14 protein-coding genes are annotated in these 16,580 nt (G+C 63.3%); 6 read left to right on the top strand and 8 right to left on the bottom strand.

Features of this window, described 5'->3' with window-relative positions; translation table 11 throughout:
- Positions 1 to 38 precede the first annotated feature (38 nt).
- The 3 genes from ACTJJN_RS18370 to ACTJJN_RS18360 all read left to right on the top strand — a co-directional run bounded on the left by ACTJJN_RS18370 (position 39) and on the right by ACTJJN_RS18360 (position 3,877).
- On the top strand, positions 39 to 1,385 hold the full coding sequence (locus ACTJJN_RS18370; protein ID WP_029611829.1) for a dipeptidase: 1,347 nt from the start codon (positions 39 to 41) through the stop codon (positions 1,383 to 1,385).
- A 16-nt stretch (positions 1,386 to 1,401) separates the two neighbouring features.
- Complete coding sequence (gene pvdN / locus ACTJJN_RS18365) at positions 1,402 to 2,691, top strand: pyoverdine-tailoring periplasmic protein PvdN (RefSeq protein ID WP_012051712.1); 1,290 nt, start codon at positions 1,402 to 1,404, stop codon at positions 2,689 to 2,691.
- 64 nt (positions 2,692 to 2,755) lie between these two features.
- Positions 2,756 to 3,877, top strand: coding sequence for a cupin-like domain-containing protein (locus ACTJJN_RS18360; protein WP_012051711.1), 1,122 nt, complete (start codon positions 2,756 to 2,758; stop codon positions 3,875 to 3,877).
- Between the two features lie 74 nt (positions 3,878 to 3,951).
- Here ACTJJN_RS18360 and ACTJJN_RS18355 read toward each other — a convergent pair whose 3' ends face one another.
- From ACTJJN_RS18355 to ACTJJN_RS18345, 3 genes are all read right to left on the bottom strand, one after another.
- The gene (locus ACTJJN_RS18355) at positions 3,952 to 5,343 is read right to left on the bottom strand and encodes an aspartate aminotransferase family protein (RefSeq protein ID WP_012051710.1); all 1,392 of its coding nucleotides are present in this window, start codon (positions 5,341 to 5,343) and stop codon (positions 3,952 to 3,954) included.
- Between the two features lie 326 nt (positions 5,344 to 5,669).
- Complete coding sequence (locus tag ACTJJN_RS18350) at positions 5,670 to 6,992, bottom strand: ATP-binding protein (RefSeq protein ID WP_003254253.1); 1,323 nt, start codon at positions 6,990 to 6,992, stop codon at positions 5,670 to 5,672.
- Complete coding sequence (locus tag ACTJJN_RS18345; RefSeq protein WP_004576176.1) at positions 6,989 to 7,672, bottom strand: response regulator; 684 nt, start codon at positions 7,670 to 7,672, stop codon at positions 6,989 to 6,991. Before ACTJJN_RS18345 ends, ACTJJN_RS18350 begins: the two co-directional genes overlap by 4 nt.
- Before the next feature lie 258 nt (positions 7,673 to 7,930).
- On the opposite strand from ACTJJN_RS18345, the gene ACTJJN_RS18340 reads away from it, so the two are divergent.
- From ACTJJN_RS18340 to ACTJJN_RS18330, 3 genes are read left to right on the top strand one after another with little or no spacing between them, the layout of a single operon-like run.
- Positions 7,931 to 9,277, top strand: a complete 1,347-nt coding sequence (locus ACTJJN_RS18340; RefSeq protein ID WP_440781490.1) for a DUF6861 domain-containing protein — start codon at positions 7,931 to 7,933, stop codon at positions 9,275 to 9,277.
- Between the two features lie 19 nt (positions 9,278 to 9,296).
- Positions 9,297 to 9,914, top strand: coding sequence for a GAD-like domain-containing protein (locus ACTJJN_RS18335; protein ID WP_143494136.1), 618 nt, complete (start codon positions 9,297 to 9,299; stop codon positions 9,912 to 9,914).
- 33 nt (positions 9,915 to 9,947) lie between these two features.
- Positions 9,948 to 10,046 carry a T6SS immunity protein Tdi1 domain-containing protein gene (locus ACTJJN_RS18330; RefSeq protein WP_080756757.1) on the top strand — a complete coding sequence of 33 codons (99 nt, stop codon included), beginning with the start codon at positions 9,948 to 9,950 and terminating at the stop codon, positions 10,044 to 10,046.
- A 64-nt stretch (positions 10,047 to 10,110) separates the two neighbouring features.
- On the opposite strand, the gene ACTJJN_RS18325 is transcribed toward ACTJJN_RS18330, so the two are convergent.
- Genes ACTJJN_RS18325 through ACTJJN_RS18305 form a run of 5 tightly spaced genes read right to left on the bottom strand, consistent with a single transcriptional unit; the run spans position 10,111 to position 16,223 of the window.
- Positions 10,111 to 10,677 (bottom strand): nucleotidyltransferase family protein, encoded by a 567-nt coding sequence (locus tag ACTJJN_RS18325; protein WP_221101164.1) that lies wholly within the window; start codon positions 10,675 to 10,677, stop codon positions 10,111 to 10,113.
- On the bottom strand, positions 10,674 to 11,645 hold the full coding sequence (locus ACTJJN_RS18320; RefSeq protein ID WP_012051707.1) for an XdhC family protein: 972 nt from the start codon (positions 11,643 to 11,645) through the stop codon (positions 10,674 to 10,676). The genes ACTJJN_RS18325 and ACTJJN_RS18320 overlap by 4 nt, the downstream gene beginning before the upstream one ends.
- A 3-nt stretch (positions 11,646 to 11,648) precedes the next feature.
- Positions 11,649 to 12,860, bottom strand: a complete 1,212-nt coding sequence (locus ACTJJN_RS18315; protein ID WP_012051706.1) for a cytochrome c — start codon at positions 12,858 to 12,860, stop codon at positions 11,649 to 11,651.
- 2 nt (positions 12,861 to 12,862) lie between these two features.
- A complete protein-coding gene (locus ACTJJN_RS18310; protein WP_014755857.1) occupies positions 12,863 to 13,399 on the bottom strand; it encodes a (2Fe-2S)-binding protein in 537 nt (178 codons plus the stop codon).
- Complete coding sequence (locus ACTJJN_RS18305) at positions 13,392 to 16,223, bottom strand: xanthine dehydrogenase family protein molybdopterin-binding subunit (RefSeq protein ID WP_014755856.1); 2,832 nt, start codon at positions 16,221 to 16,223, stop codon at positions 13,392 to 13,394. The genes ACTJJN_RS18310 and ACTJJN_RS18305 overlap by 8 nt, the downstream gene beginning before the upstream one ends.
- Positions 16,224 to 16,580: the final 357 nt, after the last annotated feature.

The raw sequence follows: 16,580 nt of genomic DNA, 5'->3' as shown, positions 1-16,580 counted from the left end.
CTGTGCCCTCCCTCGACGGCGAACCTACCGAGACCAAGATGACGACACCACGCTGGAAAAAAGCCCTGTACATCAGCCTGGCTGCGGCAGTCGCCGCGGGTGCCGGTCTGGCTGCCTGGTACCATTTCGCGGCCCCTGGCGGCTACGCCCGGGAAGTCGTTCGTCAAGCCAACGACTTGCAGGAACGCATCATCTCGTTCGACAGCCATGTCACCTTGCCGCTGGACTTCGGCAACGAAGGCAGCGAAGCCGACAAGGACGGGCCGGGCCGCTTCGACCTGGCCAAGGCTGCCCAAGGGCGGTTGTCTGGCGCGGCGCTGACCATCTTTGCCTGGCCCGAATCCTGGACGGGCGCAAACAGCCCGCATCGCCCCACACCAGGCTTCGTCGAGGCCGCCCGCCACACCCAGGAAGTGCGCTACAACGCCATCACCGCAATGGTGCGCGACTTCCCCGAACGCGTCGCCATCGCCTACACCCCACAGGACATGCGGCGCCTGCACGGCGAAGGCAAGTTCGCGGTGTTCCTGAGCATGCTCAATGCGTATGCGCTGGGGGACGATATCGACCAGCTCGACCGCTGGGCGGCGCGCGGGGTGCGCATGTTCGGCTTCAGCTACGTCGGCAACAACAGCTGGGCCGACTCGTCTCGCCCCTTGCCGTTCTTCAATGACACTGTCGATGCGCTCGAGGGTCTGTCCCCCATCGGCAAGCGCGCCGTACAGCGGCTCAATGACCTGGGCGTGATCATCGATGTCTCGCAGATGTCCAGCAAGGCGCTGAACCAGGTCATTCAGCTCAGCCGTACTCCGGTGGTGGCGTCGCACTCGGCACCACGGGCCATGGTCGATATCAACCGCAACCTGTCCGACAAGGAAATGCAATTGATCAAGGAAGGCGGCGGGGTCGTGCAACTGGTCGCGTTCTCCAGCTACCTCAAGCCGCTCAGCGCGCAGACCCAGGAAAAGCTCAATGCCTTGCGTGCCCGCTACGCGCTGCCGCCACTGGCTGACCTGAACTACGCGCTGATGCCTGGCGACCCGGTCATAGCCGGCTGGCCCGAGCAGAAGGTCGGGCAATATGCCAACGAACTCTACGCAATCCTCGAACAGGAGCCGCCAGCGACCCTGAAGGACTACGGTGATGCCATCGATTACACCGTGCGCAAGATCGGCATAGACCACGTAGGCATCAGCTCGGACTTCAACGAAGGCGGCGGCATCGACGGCTGGCACGACGCCAGCGAAGCACGCAACGTAACGGCCGAACTCATTACCCGCGGCTACTCCGAAGCCGACATCGCCAAGCTTTGGGGTGGCAACTTCCTGCGCGTCTGGGCACAGGTACAGAGCGCCGCCCGCGGTACCGACACTTCTCTGCGCTAAGCCATTGGGCACCTTTATGAACGACCGCCGCAATTTTCTCAAAAGGGCCGGCATCCTCGCCGCCGGCCTGCCCCTCGCCAGCGATCTGCTACCCGTTGCCGAGGCCGCCACGCCGATACCGAGCGCCGGCAACCAACGATGGGCCGATTTTCGCCGCCTGTTCGAACTCAACCCAAACTATGCGCACTTCGCCAACTTTCTGATCACCTCTCATCCAAGGCCGGTACGCGAAGCCATCGAGGCCCTGCGTGCACGTTTCGACCGTCACCCGGCGCTGATGGTCGACTGGGATGCCCAGTCGGAGTGGAAGCATGAGGCTGAGGTACGCCAATGGGCGGCACGCTACCTGGAGGTGGCGCCACGCCAGATTGCCCTGACGGGCAGCACTACCGAGGGCCTGGGTTTGATTTATGGCGGCATCAAGCTGGCGCCCGGCCAGGAAATCCTGACCACGGTGCACGAGCATTCCGCCGCACGGCAGACCATGAACTACCGCAGCGCCCGCGATGGCAACCCGGTACGCAGGCTACGCCTGTTCGAGCAACCCTGGCAGGTGAGCACCGACCAGGTGCTGGGTACCGTGCGGGCCGCCATTTCCCCGCAAACGCGCGTGCTGGGCATGACCTGGGTACATTCGGGCAGCGGGGTGAAACTGCCGGTTGGCGAAATCGGTGCGCTCCTACGCGAGGTCAATCAGAACAGGGACGAACGCGACCATATCCTGTATGTCATCGACGGGGTTCACGGTTTTGGCGTCGAGGACATGCGCTTCGCCGACCTGAACTGCGACTACTTCATATCCGGGACCCACAAGTGGATGTTCGGCCCCCGCGGGACAGGCATCATCTGCGCCGCATCCTCGGCACTGGGGCAGCTGCAACCGAGCATCGCCACCTTCTCGGAAAACGAAGACTTCGCCACCATCATGAGCCCGGGCGGTTACCACGCCTTCGAGCACCGCTGGGCCCTGGGCAAGGCGTTCGAACTGCACCTGCAAACCGGCAAGGCTGCCGTGCAGGCACGCATCCACGCCCTCAACGACTACCTGAAGCAACAGCTGGAAAGCCTGCCTGCCATCGAGCTGGTGACGCCGCGCAGCAGCACCCATTCGGCGGGCTTCACCTTCTTTCGCGGCAAAGGCCAGGACGCCGACGCGCTGGCCAGGTACCTGACTAGCCAACGCATCATCGTCGACGCCGTCTCGCGCGATGCCGGGCCAGTGGTGCGCACTGCGCCGGGTTTGCTGAATACCGAAGCGGAAATCGACCGCTTGGTCGAAGTACTGCGCCAACGCCTGCGCGCCTGACAACCCGGGCCCGGCCACACGCGCCCATGCCAACCCTGCACAACGACAACCGACGAGGCTTACCGTGGACCTTCAGCGCATACTCGAAAAACTGTTCGTCAATGCCCATGCCGTCGGCATCGAAGGCGTGTTCCAGTTCGACTTCGGCCAGGGACTCGCCTACTGGTCCGAGGTATGCGACAACCCCTGCACGGGGGGTGGCCGGCATGAGGCTCCGGACGTCACGATCGAAGTGGCTCAAGATGACTTCCTCGGCATCATGGCGGGCGCTGTCGACGTAGAGGAGCTTTTCGCCAGTGGACGCCTGAAAATAACCGGCAACATGGGCCTGGCGACCCTGCTGCCGCAGGTTATCAGCAGCGCGCGGCAAGGCGCGACCACCAGCAAGGCAGCAATGAACCAGCGCTACCCCACGCCAGGACGCTACAGCGAGGAGGTCTCGGCAGCCCAACCCGTGCTGTATGAGGTACAACGCCTGTCACGGGCCGAAATGCCGCCGTCGCGGTTTCACCATGAACACCTTTCAACGGGCGTGCCAGTGGTGCTGAGCGATGCCCTTGGCGACTGGCCGCTGTTCACCATGGGCCGTGACGCTTCGCTGGCCCACTTTGCCGAGCTGCAGGGCATCACCCGGCATGGTGACTACGTGAAGAAGACCTTCTCTACCGACCGCGACTTCCGCGCCACCCCCATGGCCGACTTCATCGCTTCGCTCGACAAGCCGGCCAAGCCCGGCGAGCCGCCCGCCTACATGGGCAACAATATCGTGCCGGAAAAGCTGCAGGCTCTGATCCGCTACCCGGACTACTTCGATCGCCAGCGCTTCATTCCACCGCGCATCTGGATCGGTCCCAAAGGCACCCTTACACCCCTGCACCGGGATGACACCGACAACCTGTTCGCCCAGGTCTGGGGGCAAAAATCGTTCATCCTGGCAGCACCGCACCATCGTGCCGCACTGGGCACCTGGTCAACCAGCCCGAAGGGCGGCCTGGACGGCTGCGACTTCAACCCCGATGCCCCCGACTACGAGCGCTTCCCCGAAGCCCGTGAAGTGCCCTTCTTGCGCGTGGTATTGCAGGCCGGCGACTTGCTGTTCCTGCCCGAGGGCTGGTTCCACCAGGTAGAGTCAGTGTCCACGTCGCTGTCCGTGAACTTCTGGGTAGACTCCGGACGCGGCTGGTAACCGGCGTGACGGCAACCTGATCTTGATGGACCATTGGCGCAGGCGATGGGCCGCAACGCGGCCCTGACAAAGGTTCAGACTGCCGCGATCAACGCCTCTGCAAAGCGCTGCGCCACGTCATCGATCTGCTCAGCGCTGATGATCAACGGCGGCAGGAAGCGCACCACCGCGCCATGCCGCCCGCCCAGTTCCAGGATCAACCCGCGCTTGAGGCACTCGCGCTGCACCTTGGCCGCCAGCTCTCGGTTGGCCTGTGGATACCCCAAGGCATCACGCTCGCCCTGCGGCTCCACCAGTTCGACCCCAAGCATCAAGCCACGCCCGCGTACATCACCCAATTGCGGATAGTCACGTTGCAATTGCTGCAAGTGCTGACGCAGGCGCAGCCCCATGGCCTCGGCATGCTCGGCCAGGCGATGCTCGACCAGGTAGTGGATCACCGCCGAACCCGCCGCCATGGCCATCTGGTTGCCACGGAAGGTACCGGCATGTGCACCCGGCTTCCAGGTGTCCAGCCAGTCGCGATAGACCACTACCGCCAGCGGCAGGCTGCCACCGATGGCTTTGGACAAGGTGACCACATCGGGCACGATGCCGGCGTGCTCGAAGGCGAACATGCGCCCGGTACGGGCGAAGCCACTCTGGATCTCATCGACGATCAACGCCACGCCCGCCTGCTCGGTAATGCGCCGCACGCCCTTGAGCCATTCGATGTCGGCCGGAATTACCCCGCCCTCACCCTGTACCACTTCGAGGATCACGGCGGCGGGCAGCGGCACGCCGCTTTCCGGATCGAGCAGCAGGTTTTCCAGGTAATGCAGGTTGGCCTTGACCCCGGCCTCGCCGCCCAAGCCGAACGGGCAGCGGTAGTCGTAAGGGTACGGCATGAACTGCACGCCGCTGCTCAGCAACGCACCCAGTGGCTGCTTGGGGCCAAGGCTACCCATCAGACTCAACGCGCCCTGGCTCATGCCATGGTAGGCGCCGTGGAAGGCCAGCACGGTGCTGCGCCCGGTTGCACCACGCACCAGTTTGAGCGCCGCTTCAACGGCGTCGGTACCGGTTGGGCCGCAGAACTGCACCTTGGCCTCGCGACGCAGCGCCTCGGGCAGGATGCCGAACAGGTCCTGGACGAAACGGTCCTTGACCGGTGTGGTCAGGTCGAGTGTATGCAGCGGCAGTTCGTCAGCCAGCACGCGCTGGATTGCCTCGACTACGACCGGGTGATTATGACCCAGCGCCAAGGTGCCAGCGCCGGCCAGGCAGTCGATGAACTGGCGGCCTTCGACGTCTTCGACATGGATGCCCCGGGCGCGCTTGAGCGCCAGCGGGATGCGCCGCGGGTAGCTGCGGGCGTTGGATTCCTGCTGTTGCTGGCGTTGCAGCAAAGGCGAATCGGTGAATTCGTACAAGGGATGCGGCAAGCTGGCCGGTGCAACCTGGGCAAGGCTGGAAGCGGTGGACATGGGTGAATCCTCGCAAGCAAGCGGATGGGCGGTTATCGCTTTGGAAACGCTTGAGTGGGGGGAGGATTTAGCGGTTGTTACTGGATTTTATTTTTGTCTGTGCCGGCCCTTTCGCGGGTAAACCCACTCCTACAAGAACCGCACCCCCCGTAGGAACGGGTTTACCCACAAAGAGGCCAGCACAGGCAAACCCGCCCCCACAGACCGCACCGCCCGTAGGAGCGGGTTCACCCGCGAAGAGGCCAGCACAGACAACCCCGCACCACAGAACGCACCGCCCGTAGGAGCGGGTTCACCCGCGAAGAGGCCAGCACAGGCAATAAACATCAATGCACCGGACGCGCCGGTACCCGCAACAAGACCCGCAAGCCGTCACTACGGCTGTCAAAGCGCAGGCTACCGGCACACCGCTGCACGATCGCCTGCACTATCGCCAGCCCCAACCCGCAACCACCACTTTGCCCATTACGCCAGAAGCGCTCGGTCAGGTGCTCCAGGTCCGCTTCGGCAATCCCTGGCCCATGGTCACGCACCATGAAGCCCACTTGGCCGTCTGCCATCTGCACGTCCAGCTCTACAGCTTCATCACCGCCATGACGCAAGGCGTTGTCCAGCAGGTTGCGCAGTGCTGCCACCGCCAACGGTGCCGGCATGCCCAGGTAGATTTGCGTAGCCTCCTCAGGCAGACGCAGCACGATACGCCGGTTGTCGCCGCCGCCCGCATCCTGCATCGCCTGCCGCGCCACCTGCTCGGCGCTGCACTGCACGCCATCCTCGAACGACAGGCTGCCTTCCACCCGCGCCAGCATCAGCAACTGCTCAAGCGTGCGGTGCATGCGGTCGGTGCCCTGCTCGGCATGTTCCAGCGCCTGCTCGCGCACTGCACCGTCGGTCATGCGCGCCACCTGCAGGTGGGTCTTGATCGCGGTCAACGGGCTGCGCAGTTCATGCGCGGCATCGTCGGTCAGGCGCCGCTCACGCTCGAGGGTCTGAGCAATGCGCAGGAACAGCTGGTTCTGGGTCTCCAGCAACGGCTGTAACTCGCTGGGCATGCCCGCCACCTGCAGCGGCTCGACACTGTCCGCACGCCTGCGGCGCAACGCATCACGCATGCGGTTGAGCGGCTCCAGGCCCTTGCCAAGGCCGATCCACAACAGCCCCAGGCTGCCAAGCAGGGCCATCAGTACCGGCGCCGATGCCGCCAGGAGAATCGACTGGTTCAGTGCCTCGCGCTCCATGTGCCGGTCGGCCGTGGTGATGCGCACATCGCCGTGGTTGTAGGTAAAGGTGCGCCAAAGCGCATCGTCGATGGTCTGGTCACGGAACCCGCTACGCTCGTCGTCCATGGCGCCATCGTGCTTGTGGTTGCTGGCGAGGATCTCGCCACGCAGCGAGCTGACCTGGCAGGCCATGCCGTCCGGTACGCTGAACTGGTCGGCGGAAAAATGCGCCTCCCCGCCCTTGGCAGTCAGCGGCTGCGGCAACTGGTCGATCAACCCGGCGACCATACGCGCCGACGCCACCAGGCGCTGGTCGAGGGAAAACATCATCTGCTGGCGCAGGTCACGCAGCATCCACGCCGCGGCCAGCGCCCAGATGATCACGAAGGCGCTGCCGAGGATCAGGCTCAGGCGTACCCGAAGGCTCATGATGCGGCCTCTTGCGGTGCCTGCGCCGGGCCCAGCCGGTAGCCCAGGCCACGCACGGTCTCGACAATGCCGTTACCCAGCTTGCGACGCAGGTGGTGGATGTGCACATTCAGGGCGTTGCTCTCGACCTCGTCGCTGAAACCGTATACGCAGTCCTTTAGTTGCTCGCTGGACAGCACTCGCCCGGGGTTCTGCAGCAGCGCCTGGAGCAGGGCCTGCTCACGGCGGGACAGGTCGACATGCTGGCCGGCCAGGGTCGCCTCGCAGCTACTCGGGTCATAGCGCAGCGGGCCGTGCTCGATCACGTTCACCGCCCGCCCGGCCACCCGCCGCAGCAAGGTATGCAGGCGTGCGGCCAGCTCGCGCAGATCGAAGGGCTTGAGCAGGTAATCGTCGGCACCGGCCTGCAGGCCATCGACACGATCGGTGACGGCATCGCGGGCGGTGAGCACCAGCACCGGCAGGGTCTCGCCTTTTTCGCGCAGGCGGCGCAGCAGCTTGAGGCCGTCTTCGTCGGGCAGGCCGAGGTCGAGGATCATCACGTCGAACTGCGCGGCCTGCAGCATCGCTCGCGCAGCGGCGGCGTTGCCAACCCGGTCCACGGTCAGACCCTGAGCGGTGAGGCCGGCGCAGATGCCGGCGGCGATCAGGTCGTCGTCCTCGCAGAGCAGAACGTGCATGGTGGGGCTCCCGGAGTGGTGTGGCTGGTATTGCACCTTGGGCGGATTAAGGGGGGATTATGGACCTTTTGGGGAGGGTTGGGGGGAGATCGAGCGCCGCGCGGGTCGCCACCCTGCCCCTCGCAGCCTCAACGCCAATTCCCGAGCTTCTCGAACACAACAGAAACGAAGTCGCCCTTTCCTACAACTGACCCAGAAACCTCTGATCCGAATCCATGATGGGATTTCCCCCTGCACACGCTGTCAGGGAGACACCTCATGTACCTGGATTACCTCGTGCCCTCGTGGCACGAGATCGAGTCACGTGTCATCGCCATGGTGGGCTACCCAAGCGGTGGCCAGTTCCGCACCGGCCTCAATGAAGAGGTCGCCTCGCTGGGCCTCAACCTGCGCCGGATCGAAGCTGTCCGCACAGCCTTCTACCAGGCTGAATGGCAGGCGGCGAACATGCTACGCCAGCGCTTCGCCGACCTCGACATCAACAGTATCGTCGACGAACTGCTGAGGGTTGTGCAGCAGATGGCGATGATCGTCATCGGCAGCACCGTTACCGGCGGCCTGCTTGGCGCGGGGGTAGGCGCATTCGCCGGCGGCGCCGGAACCATTCCGTTCGCTGGCGCAGGCGCGGCCATGGGCCTCAAGGTCAGCGGCTGGATCCTCGGAGCGCTGGGGCTGGCCTCCATTGCCGAGTTCTTCGTCGAGGGCTTACCGCGTATCGGCGAGTACTACGTCGATGGCATCCGCTTCGCCTGGGAAGGCACCTGCGGCAATGAAGGCACCGGCCCGTTCTGCCGGGACGACCCCTATGCGATATCTCGGGCCACGCATCAGATTGCCCAAGGCCATGTGGAAGTCGTGGTGCTGTTGTTGGGGGCGATCGTGTCATACCTCACCCGCGGGCGCGGCGATGCCCGAGTGCTGGCCCAGGAGATGGCGGCCAGCCGCAAAGGCGCGCGATTGGGGCAATGGATGCTCCAGCATGAAGAGGGGTTGAAGAAACGGCCGGATCTGCAAGTGCCGGAGCGGCGCAAAGGGGCGATGGATGATCCGCAGCCAGTTCAGCCGAATCGGCAGGCGGGAAAAGACAAGGAGCCCTCGACAGCTAAGCCCGGTAGGATGCCGTTGCATACGGTGGCGTGTTTCAAGGCGGATAAATTGCCAGCGTCGAAGCATGGCGAGTTTGAGCGGCAGTTAAAGGGACAACAAGATGGACTCAATCGGCTGACGGTTGAAGAGTTCCTGGAAAATATTGCAAACCCCATAAAGCGAGATCCAAAAACTGCGAGAAAAGCAAGACAAAAACTGTATGACGACCTAAGGAAAAGAGCTTATAGAAAACTGCCCAAGGACATGAACCCAATTGAAGCAAGAAAAATTTCAACGATGCAGGCTAAGGAAACGATGTCCTCTCTTGCTGCGCTGCACAATCCAGATCTAATCGCCGGCGGCAAGGATGTCATCTCTGACTTCGGGGATAGGCAAGTAAATTCCACTATAGGTCCCCAATGGAGAAGCAGGGTAGGAGAGCTGACAAGATCAGTCGAAGAACAAGCCAAAGATGGCCGCGCATCAGGCTTTTTAAATGTCAGACTGCACAAATGCTAACAAGATAAGGAGCGCGACAATGGACGAATTCTTCTCCCTCTTCATAGAAGAGATGGGCGAGCCGATTTTCAGGCAGGAGGTGCCTCCTTCTAGCATCGAGCGCTACAGCGGTAAATTGCCGAAGAAACTGTTGGAATACTGGACCGAGCACGGATGGTGCGGATATGGTGATGGAATATTCTGGACGGTCAATCCGCAAGACTACGAGGGCGTAGCCGCCTCATTCATAGAGGGCACTGCGCTCGAAGGGCGAGATACCTATCATGTCATCGCTCGGGGCGCCTTTGGTGATCTCTATCTGTACGGAGAAAATTCCGGTTTTTCATTAGACATCGTAGCCCACACTTCACAATACTGCGGCAGAGTGAATGAACTTGATGCAGGCAACATGGACAAGGAGGTGCAAGATTTCTTTCTATTGATCGAACGGGAGTCCAACGACTTTGGCGATTTATTCGAGCCTGCATATAACAAATTAGGCAAACTCAATCATGATGAGATGTATGGTTTCGTTCCAGCCTTGGCATTCGGTGGCCCCTGCGATCTTGCCCACCTAGAAAAAGTCAAAGCTGTCGAGCACTTAATACTACTTGCACAGATCTCCACCCTCGAACCCTATAGCTTTTCTGACTTCTAAACACAGTATTGGCCGTGAAAAGCGGCGGATGAGATGCACGGCTTCGTCCCGGCGTTGATGCTGGGCGTGTCTGCCAGCCTGGCCAATCTTCAGCGGCTGAAGGCCGACGTGCATCTGATTCTGCTAGCGTAGACGGGCGAACTGGGACCCTACGAACTCGATGAAAAGGAAGATGATTAGCACGCGCTTACAACGCTCACTGGCGCAGCGCATCGGGCGAATCGACATCCTGCAGCACGCCGGCATCCTCGACATCCAGCCGGACGCAACGGTCCACATGGGCCTTCAGCACCGAACGCGCCCCTTCATCACCCTTCAACCGGGCAAGCGCCGGCCAGAAATCGCGCCCGAACAACACCGGATGGCCCTGTCGTCCAGCATGACAAGGCAGGACTATCGTTGACCCACTGGCCTCGCGTGCAAGCAAATCCAGGGTCGCGGACGCCACCCAGGGCATATCACCCAACAGAATCGCTACTGCCTGCGCCTCGCTGTCAGCCAGCGAAGCGGCCCCGGCCGCCAGGCTATGGCCCATGCCCAATGTGAAATCCGGACTGGAGACCACCCTGCACCGCGCAGGCAACCCCAGGTCCACGCCTCGCTCCCCTTCACGCAACACCACCCGCACATCATCGAACACTGCGCAGGCGCTCTCTACGCTGTGTACCAGCAAGCTTCGACCGTCAGCCAGCAGCGAACGGCGCTTGTCAGCGCCGAAACGCACACTGCTGCCTGCCGCCAATACCAACGCAACCACGCTCACAGCGCCGCCCGCTCGATGCCATTGCGCGCACGAAGGATATCGGCCAGTACCGCCAGGGCGATCTCGGCCGGGGTCTTGCTGCCCAGGTTCAGGCCTATCGGCGCATGGATGCGCGCCAGCTCGTCGCAACCCAGGCCACCAATTCGCTGCAAGCGTTCGCGACGCTTGTCGGAGGTGGCCTTGGAGCCCATCACGCCGATGTAGAACGCTTCGGTCCGTACGGCTTCAAGCATGGCCAGGTCATCGATTTTTGGATCATGGGTCAATGCCACCACTGCCGTATCGGCATGGCAACCGCCATGGGCGATGAATTCCGACGGCAGCTCGCGGCGCACCTCTATGCCATTCAGCACTACGCCGTCGAGTACTTCGTCACGCGGCTCGCAAAGGATGACCTCAAAACCCAGCCCCCTGCCGAATTCGGCGCAAAAATGCGCCACGCTGGAATAGCCGGCCAGCAGCAGCCGCTGGGCGGCGCCGACACGCAAGCGCACCCGGGCATTTTCCCGTTCGACCCGTGGCCCCTGACTATGGTCATCGAGCAGCTGGCGGGTACCCGTAGGCAGGCTCACCTCACGCAGTACCCGGCGCTGGCCCAGCAGCGCACGTTCCAACTCACGCAGATGCGCCTGCACCTCGCATTCAACCGGCAGGTTCTCCACCAGCACTTCCAGCACACCGCCACACGGCAGGCGAACGCGCGAACGCGGGTCGCTGCCGTCGCCATAACGCACGATGGCAACCGGCTCCGGGAATTCCCCCAGGGCCACGCGTTCGAGAAAGTCGTCTTCGACACAGCCACCGGACAGCGAGCCCAGCCACTGGCCGCTGGCGTTCACCGCCAGCAGCGAGCCCGGCGCACGCGGTGCCGAGCCGTAGGTGGCGAGCACCGTGCACAACCATACCCGCTGACCGTTGCAGGACCACTGCAAAGCCTGACGGATCACCTGTAGATCGAGATGCTGCACGCTTTACTCCGCCTTCAGCTCGGCGAGCTGCTGTACGTTCAGGTCGCCGGGCAATCCACCCCAGGCCTGGCGCAAGTAGTTGACCATATCTGTCACCTGTTGGTCATCAAGCTTGTCGGCAAAGCCCGGCATCGGCTGCATGCGCTCGAAGCCGGTGAACTGCTGTTCACGGATACCCTCGAGGACCACCTTGACCAGATTGCGCGAGTCGGCCTGACGCAGCACGGTGTTGCCGCGCATGGCCACGGCGATGTGCGGCTTGCCCTCGCCGTCGACACCATGGCAGCCGGCGCAGACGTTCAGGTACTGCTGGTGGCCCCGCTTGGCACTGTCGCTCATCCGCTCCAGGGCAACGGCCTCGATAGCCTTGGCCGGCGGCGGCTGGTCGCCCAGCAGGTAGGTGGCCATGGCCGCAAGGTCTGCATCTTCCAGGTGCTGGGTGCTGTGGTGCACCACCGGGAACATCTCGTTGAACATGCTGCCCTGGGCGCTGATGCCGTGCTTGAGGAAGGTGGTCAGGTCCGGCTGCGTCCAGCCGCGCTCGGCCAGGTCCTGGGCCAGCAGGCTTGGCGCCAGGTAGCCACCCAGCAGGCCGCCGCTCAGGCGTTGGTCCTGCTGCAGCGCACCGATCGGATTGCGCGGGGTATGGCATTCGCCACAATGGCCCATGACCTCGACCATGTACTGGCCGCGCTGCCAGGCCGTGCTTTTACCCTCGGTCGGCTGCAGTTGCACGCTCTTGCCATACAGCATGTTCCAGCCGCTGAGCCCCATGCGCACATTGAACGGGAAGCGCAACGCGGTCTGCGGTGCCGGGCGGTTGATCGGCGGTATGGTCATCAGGTAGGCGAGGATCGCGTCCGAGTCTTCACGCTTGATCAGGTGGTACGAGGTGTAAGGCATCGCAGGATAAAGGTTGGCGCCGTCCTTGCGCTTGCCCTCGGTGACTGCGGCGAAGAACTCGTCGGCGCTGTAGTTGCCGATGCCGTACTGTTTGTCCGGGGTGATATTGCTGCCATAAATGGTGCCGAACGGCGAATGGATCGGCAAGCCGCCCGCATACGGCGCGCCGCCTTCGGCGGTATGGCAGGCCATGCAGTCGGCCGCGCGGGCCAGGTATTCACCGCGCTTGACCTGCGCATCGTCGGCCGCCAAGGCAAACGAACTGACCGCCAGCCCGAGGGCCAACGCCGAGGCGCTACGTACGAAGCCCATGTTCAACCCTCCTTGACCAGGCCGAGATCGTTGAGCACCTTGCGGGTGGCATCGTAGTAACGCACGTAGCCTGTGCAGCGGCAGATGTGGTGACCGAGGCTGGCCTCGATGCGGTCTTCCACTTCGCTCTTCTTCAGCGGCTGGCGCTGGGCCGTTTCCACCAGCACGGTAGCGGCGTTGACGAAGCCTGGTGCGCAGTAGCTGCACTGGAAGGCGAACAGGTCGACGAACTTCTGCTGGATCGGGTTGAGCGTCAGGTTGCCGGCCTGGTCTTTTTTGGCATGGCCTTCGATGGTGCGAACCTTCTTGCCTTCGAAGTAATGCGCACCGGTGATGCAGGTGCGCACTTCTTCGCTGGTGCCGTCGGGGTTGTCGACGATCACCACGCAGGCGTGGCAGATGCCCTGGCCGCAACCCAGGCGCGAGCCGGTGAGGTTCTGGTGTTCGTGCAGGTAGTCGATCATCGCCAGGTCCGCGGGAACCTCGACCGGCCCGACCGGTTGACCGTTGAGCGTCAGTTGCAGTGGACGGTTAGCCATTGAGGGCCTCCTTGATACGGGCTGGGGTGATGGGGAGATCGCGCACGCGCTTGCCGATGGCATGCGCGACGGCATTGCCGATGGCACCGACGACCGGGATCATCACCACTTCGGCGATGCCCTTGGAGGGGTCGGTCGGTGACAGCGGCGGGAGGATTTCGCTGGTCTGCTGCCACACCGCCACATTGCGCGCATGCGGCAGGCGGTAGCGGTTGAAGTTCCAGTCGCCCTCCCCGGGCCCACCCTCGTACAACGGCATTTCTTCGGTCAGTGCATGGCCAATGCCCATGGCGATACCGCCTTCGAGCTGGCCCTTGACCAGTTCCGGCACCAGCACCCGGCCACACTCGACCCAACTGTGGTGGTTGAGCACCTGCGTCTCCAAGGTGCCTTTGTTGACCTTGACCTCGACGATGGTCGCCACCGGGCTGTAGTAGGTGACCATGGCGTTGTTCAGCTGGGTGTCGGGGTAGGCCGCATTCTGCCGGTCGAGCAGGTGATAGCCATGGCTGCCCATCTGCGCCTTCTTGGCATTCACCGCACCATCGCCGTACTTCACCGCCATGGCATCGAGGGGGAAGCGCTCGCGCACGCCATCGATGACAAAGTCGGCCTCGGCCCAGCTCCAGCGGTTGAAGCCGTGCACGCTCACGCCAGTAACCAGCCCCATGTCGTGGGCCTTCTGCGCCAGCTGGGCAAACGGAATCGGCGCCAGGCCATTGCCGGTCAGCTCACCGTTGACCCACACCGCATTTTCGCGGCGCACCACCAGCGGGTTGGCCTGGCCGCCGTGCGGGCCTTGGCTCCAGATCGCCATGGCCGCCGGCCACAACCCATGATTGAACAGCACACGCGCCGCTTCGCGGGTGGCATGGCTGAAGTAAAACGCCGAGTTGGTCGCCGACGATGGCGACGCCAGCTTGCCGACCCAGCGCGGGTTGCGCAGCGCGGCGTCCTGCTCCGGCTGGCTGATCAGGTACGGGTTTCCGCTAGTGCTCAATTGCAGCTCTGGCCATTCGGTGACTGCAGTCGTCACCTCGTCGGCCGAACGGCCGAGGAAATCGCTGACCACCAAAGCCTGGGAGGTGGACATGCCGGTGCCCAGCTCGGTGCCGATATGGCGCAGGCTGATGCGGCCATCGGCGCTGAACTCGACACTGGCCATCGGCGCCTCGGAACCTGTGCCGAAGTCCTTCTGGCAGATGGCGAAGCCGACGCCGTACCAGTGGTCCGGGTCCCTGGCGTCCATCTGTTGCTTGCGTGCATCGCGGTTGCGCCACCACTCGTGCACAGCGGCCTTGTCGAGGATCTCGTACAGGCGCAGGGCGCCGGCCGGGACCGCACCCTGGGTGTTCTTCATGCCCGATTTCAGCGCGTTGGCGCGGCGCAGGTCGATGGCATCGACCCCCAGGCGGCCGGCGATCTCATCCACCATCATCTCGGTGGCCGCCATGCTCTGCAGGGTGCCGTAACCGCGCATGGAGCCGGCCTCGACGCCACGGGAATAGTAGGCGGTCACCGACAGGTCGTTCTGTGGCATGTAGTAGATCGACTGCGCTGCCGTGGCGCCCACGGCTGCCACCGACGGGCTGTAGTTGATGCGCCCGCCGCCGTCGCAGCTCATGTCGGCGCGGAAGATCTTGAAGCTGTTGTCCTTCTTGTCCACCGCCAGCTGGTAGCGGATATCGAAGGCATGGCGCTTGATGCCGCTCTGGAACTGCTCGTAGCGGTCGTTGGCCAGGCGGATCGGCACGCCGGCGCCGTAAAGCGCAGCCACCGCGGCATAGAAGACGAAGATGTTGTTGTCTTTCGAGCCATAGCCCACGGTATAGCCCGGATGCATGTTCAGCGTGTTCAGGGCAAAGCGCGACGGCTTGATCATGTGCACGCATTCCTGCGCCACTTCGAACGGGCACTGAGTGGCGACCACGAAGTGCAGCGTGCCCGTGGCCGGGTCATACCAGCCGTTACCGTTGTCCGGCTCCAGCGCGGCAGGTTCGATGGACGGCGTCTTGTAGCGCTCGTCGAACACCAGCCAGTCCTCGGGCGGGTTGTCCAGCTGCTCGGCCATGCGCTTGGCGTAGAACAAACCCTGCTCGGTCAGGTCGCCGTGCTGGTTGGGCTGCTTCGACCACACCGGCTTGCGGTTGAGAATGGTGGGGAACAGCATGGCGTTCTTCAGGCTGGAGAACTCATCGTCGTCGAACGGCGTGGCGCCGCCCACCCGCACGAAGCGGAAGCTACCATAAGGGTCGCGCTGGTACAGCGGCGCCTGGGCACCGTAACGGATCGCCTGCTGATTGAACTGCAGCTTGCGCTTGGCCTGGCGGAAGCGCTCGAAATCGTGCCAGATCAGGATCGCCACCGGGTGGCCGATGAACATCGGCACCTTGCCGGGCGGCAGCAGCGGGTCGGGCGAATGGGCCTCGGGCCAGGCAATGCCGTCCTGTTCGAGGTCGGCGGCGGTGACGATGCGGTCCGGCTGCAGGTCGGTGCCGAGCAGGCTGAGGTCATGCCCGGCATAGATACGATCAACCGTGGTGGCCTTGAGCAGCAGCGCATGGCCCTGCTGCGCGGGCCACCCGGGCATGTCCTTGGCGCGGATGTCGCGGGCGAACACTTTGTCGCCGCAGACCTTGGACAACGCATCGTTACGGAAACGCGCCTTGCCGTCGTGGTTCATCCACTTCTGCGGCGAGGTGGTGACGCGCTCCTCCATCAACGCGGCGAAGGCCTGGCTGCCAAGTGGCGCCATGGTCACGCCGACACCAGCGATCAGGCCGCCTTGCAGAAAGGCGCGCCGGGAAATATCACGGTTGGACATGCTTGATCCTCTGGGCAGTTGGGGCCTGCCCTTTCTTTTGATTCTTGGCCTGGCTTGAGAAAAGCTGACCTTGGCGTCAACTTTACAGCAATTGGGTGGGTATAGGCAAAGTCAAGCCGACAATGTGTCGCGGTGTGTATAGGGCAAGAGGCGGAATTCGCGCTTTGGCGGGTAGGTGTTTGGCGGGAGAGTTTCAGCGCCTGGTAGGTGTTCGCCGGGAGAGTTTCAGCGCCTGGTAGGTGTTCGCCGGGAGAGTTTCAGCGCCTGTGAGATCGAGCGCCGCCCCCTCGAAAATCCAACAACGAAGACCCTGCAAATCCAGAACCAAACTCTTACTACTCCCTGACCACCCCAACC

This window comes from Pseudomonas sp. 22515 (assembly GCF_052044625.1).
Taxonomy (GTDB): Bacteria; Pseudomonadota; Gammaproteobacteria; order Pseudomonadales; family Pseudomonadaceae; genus Aquipseudomonas; species Aquipseudomonas alloputida.
The sequence above is the reverse complement of the archived record's forward strand: the minus strand, read 5'-3'. Positions and strand labels throughout refer to the sequence as shown.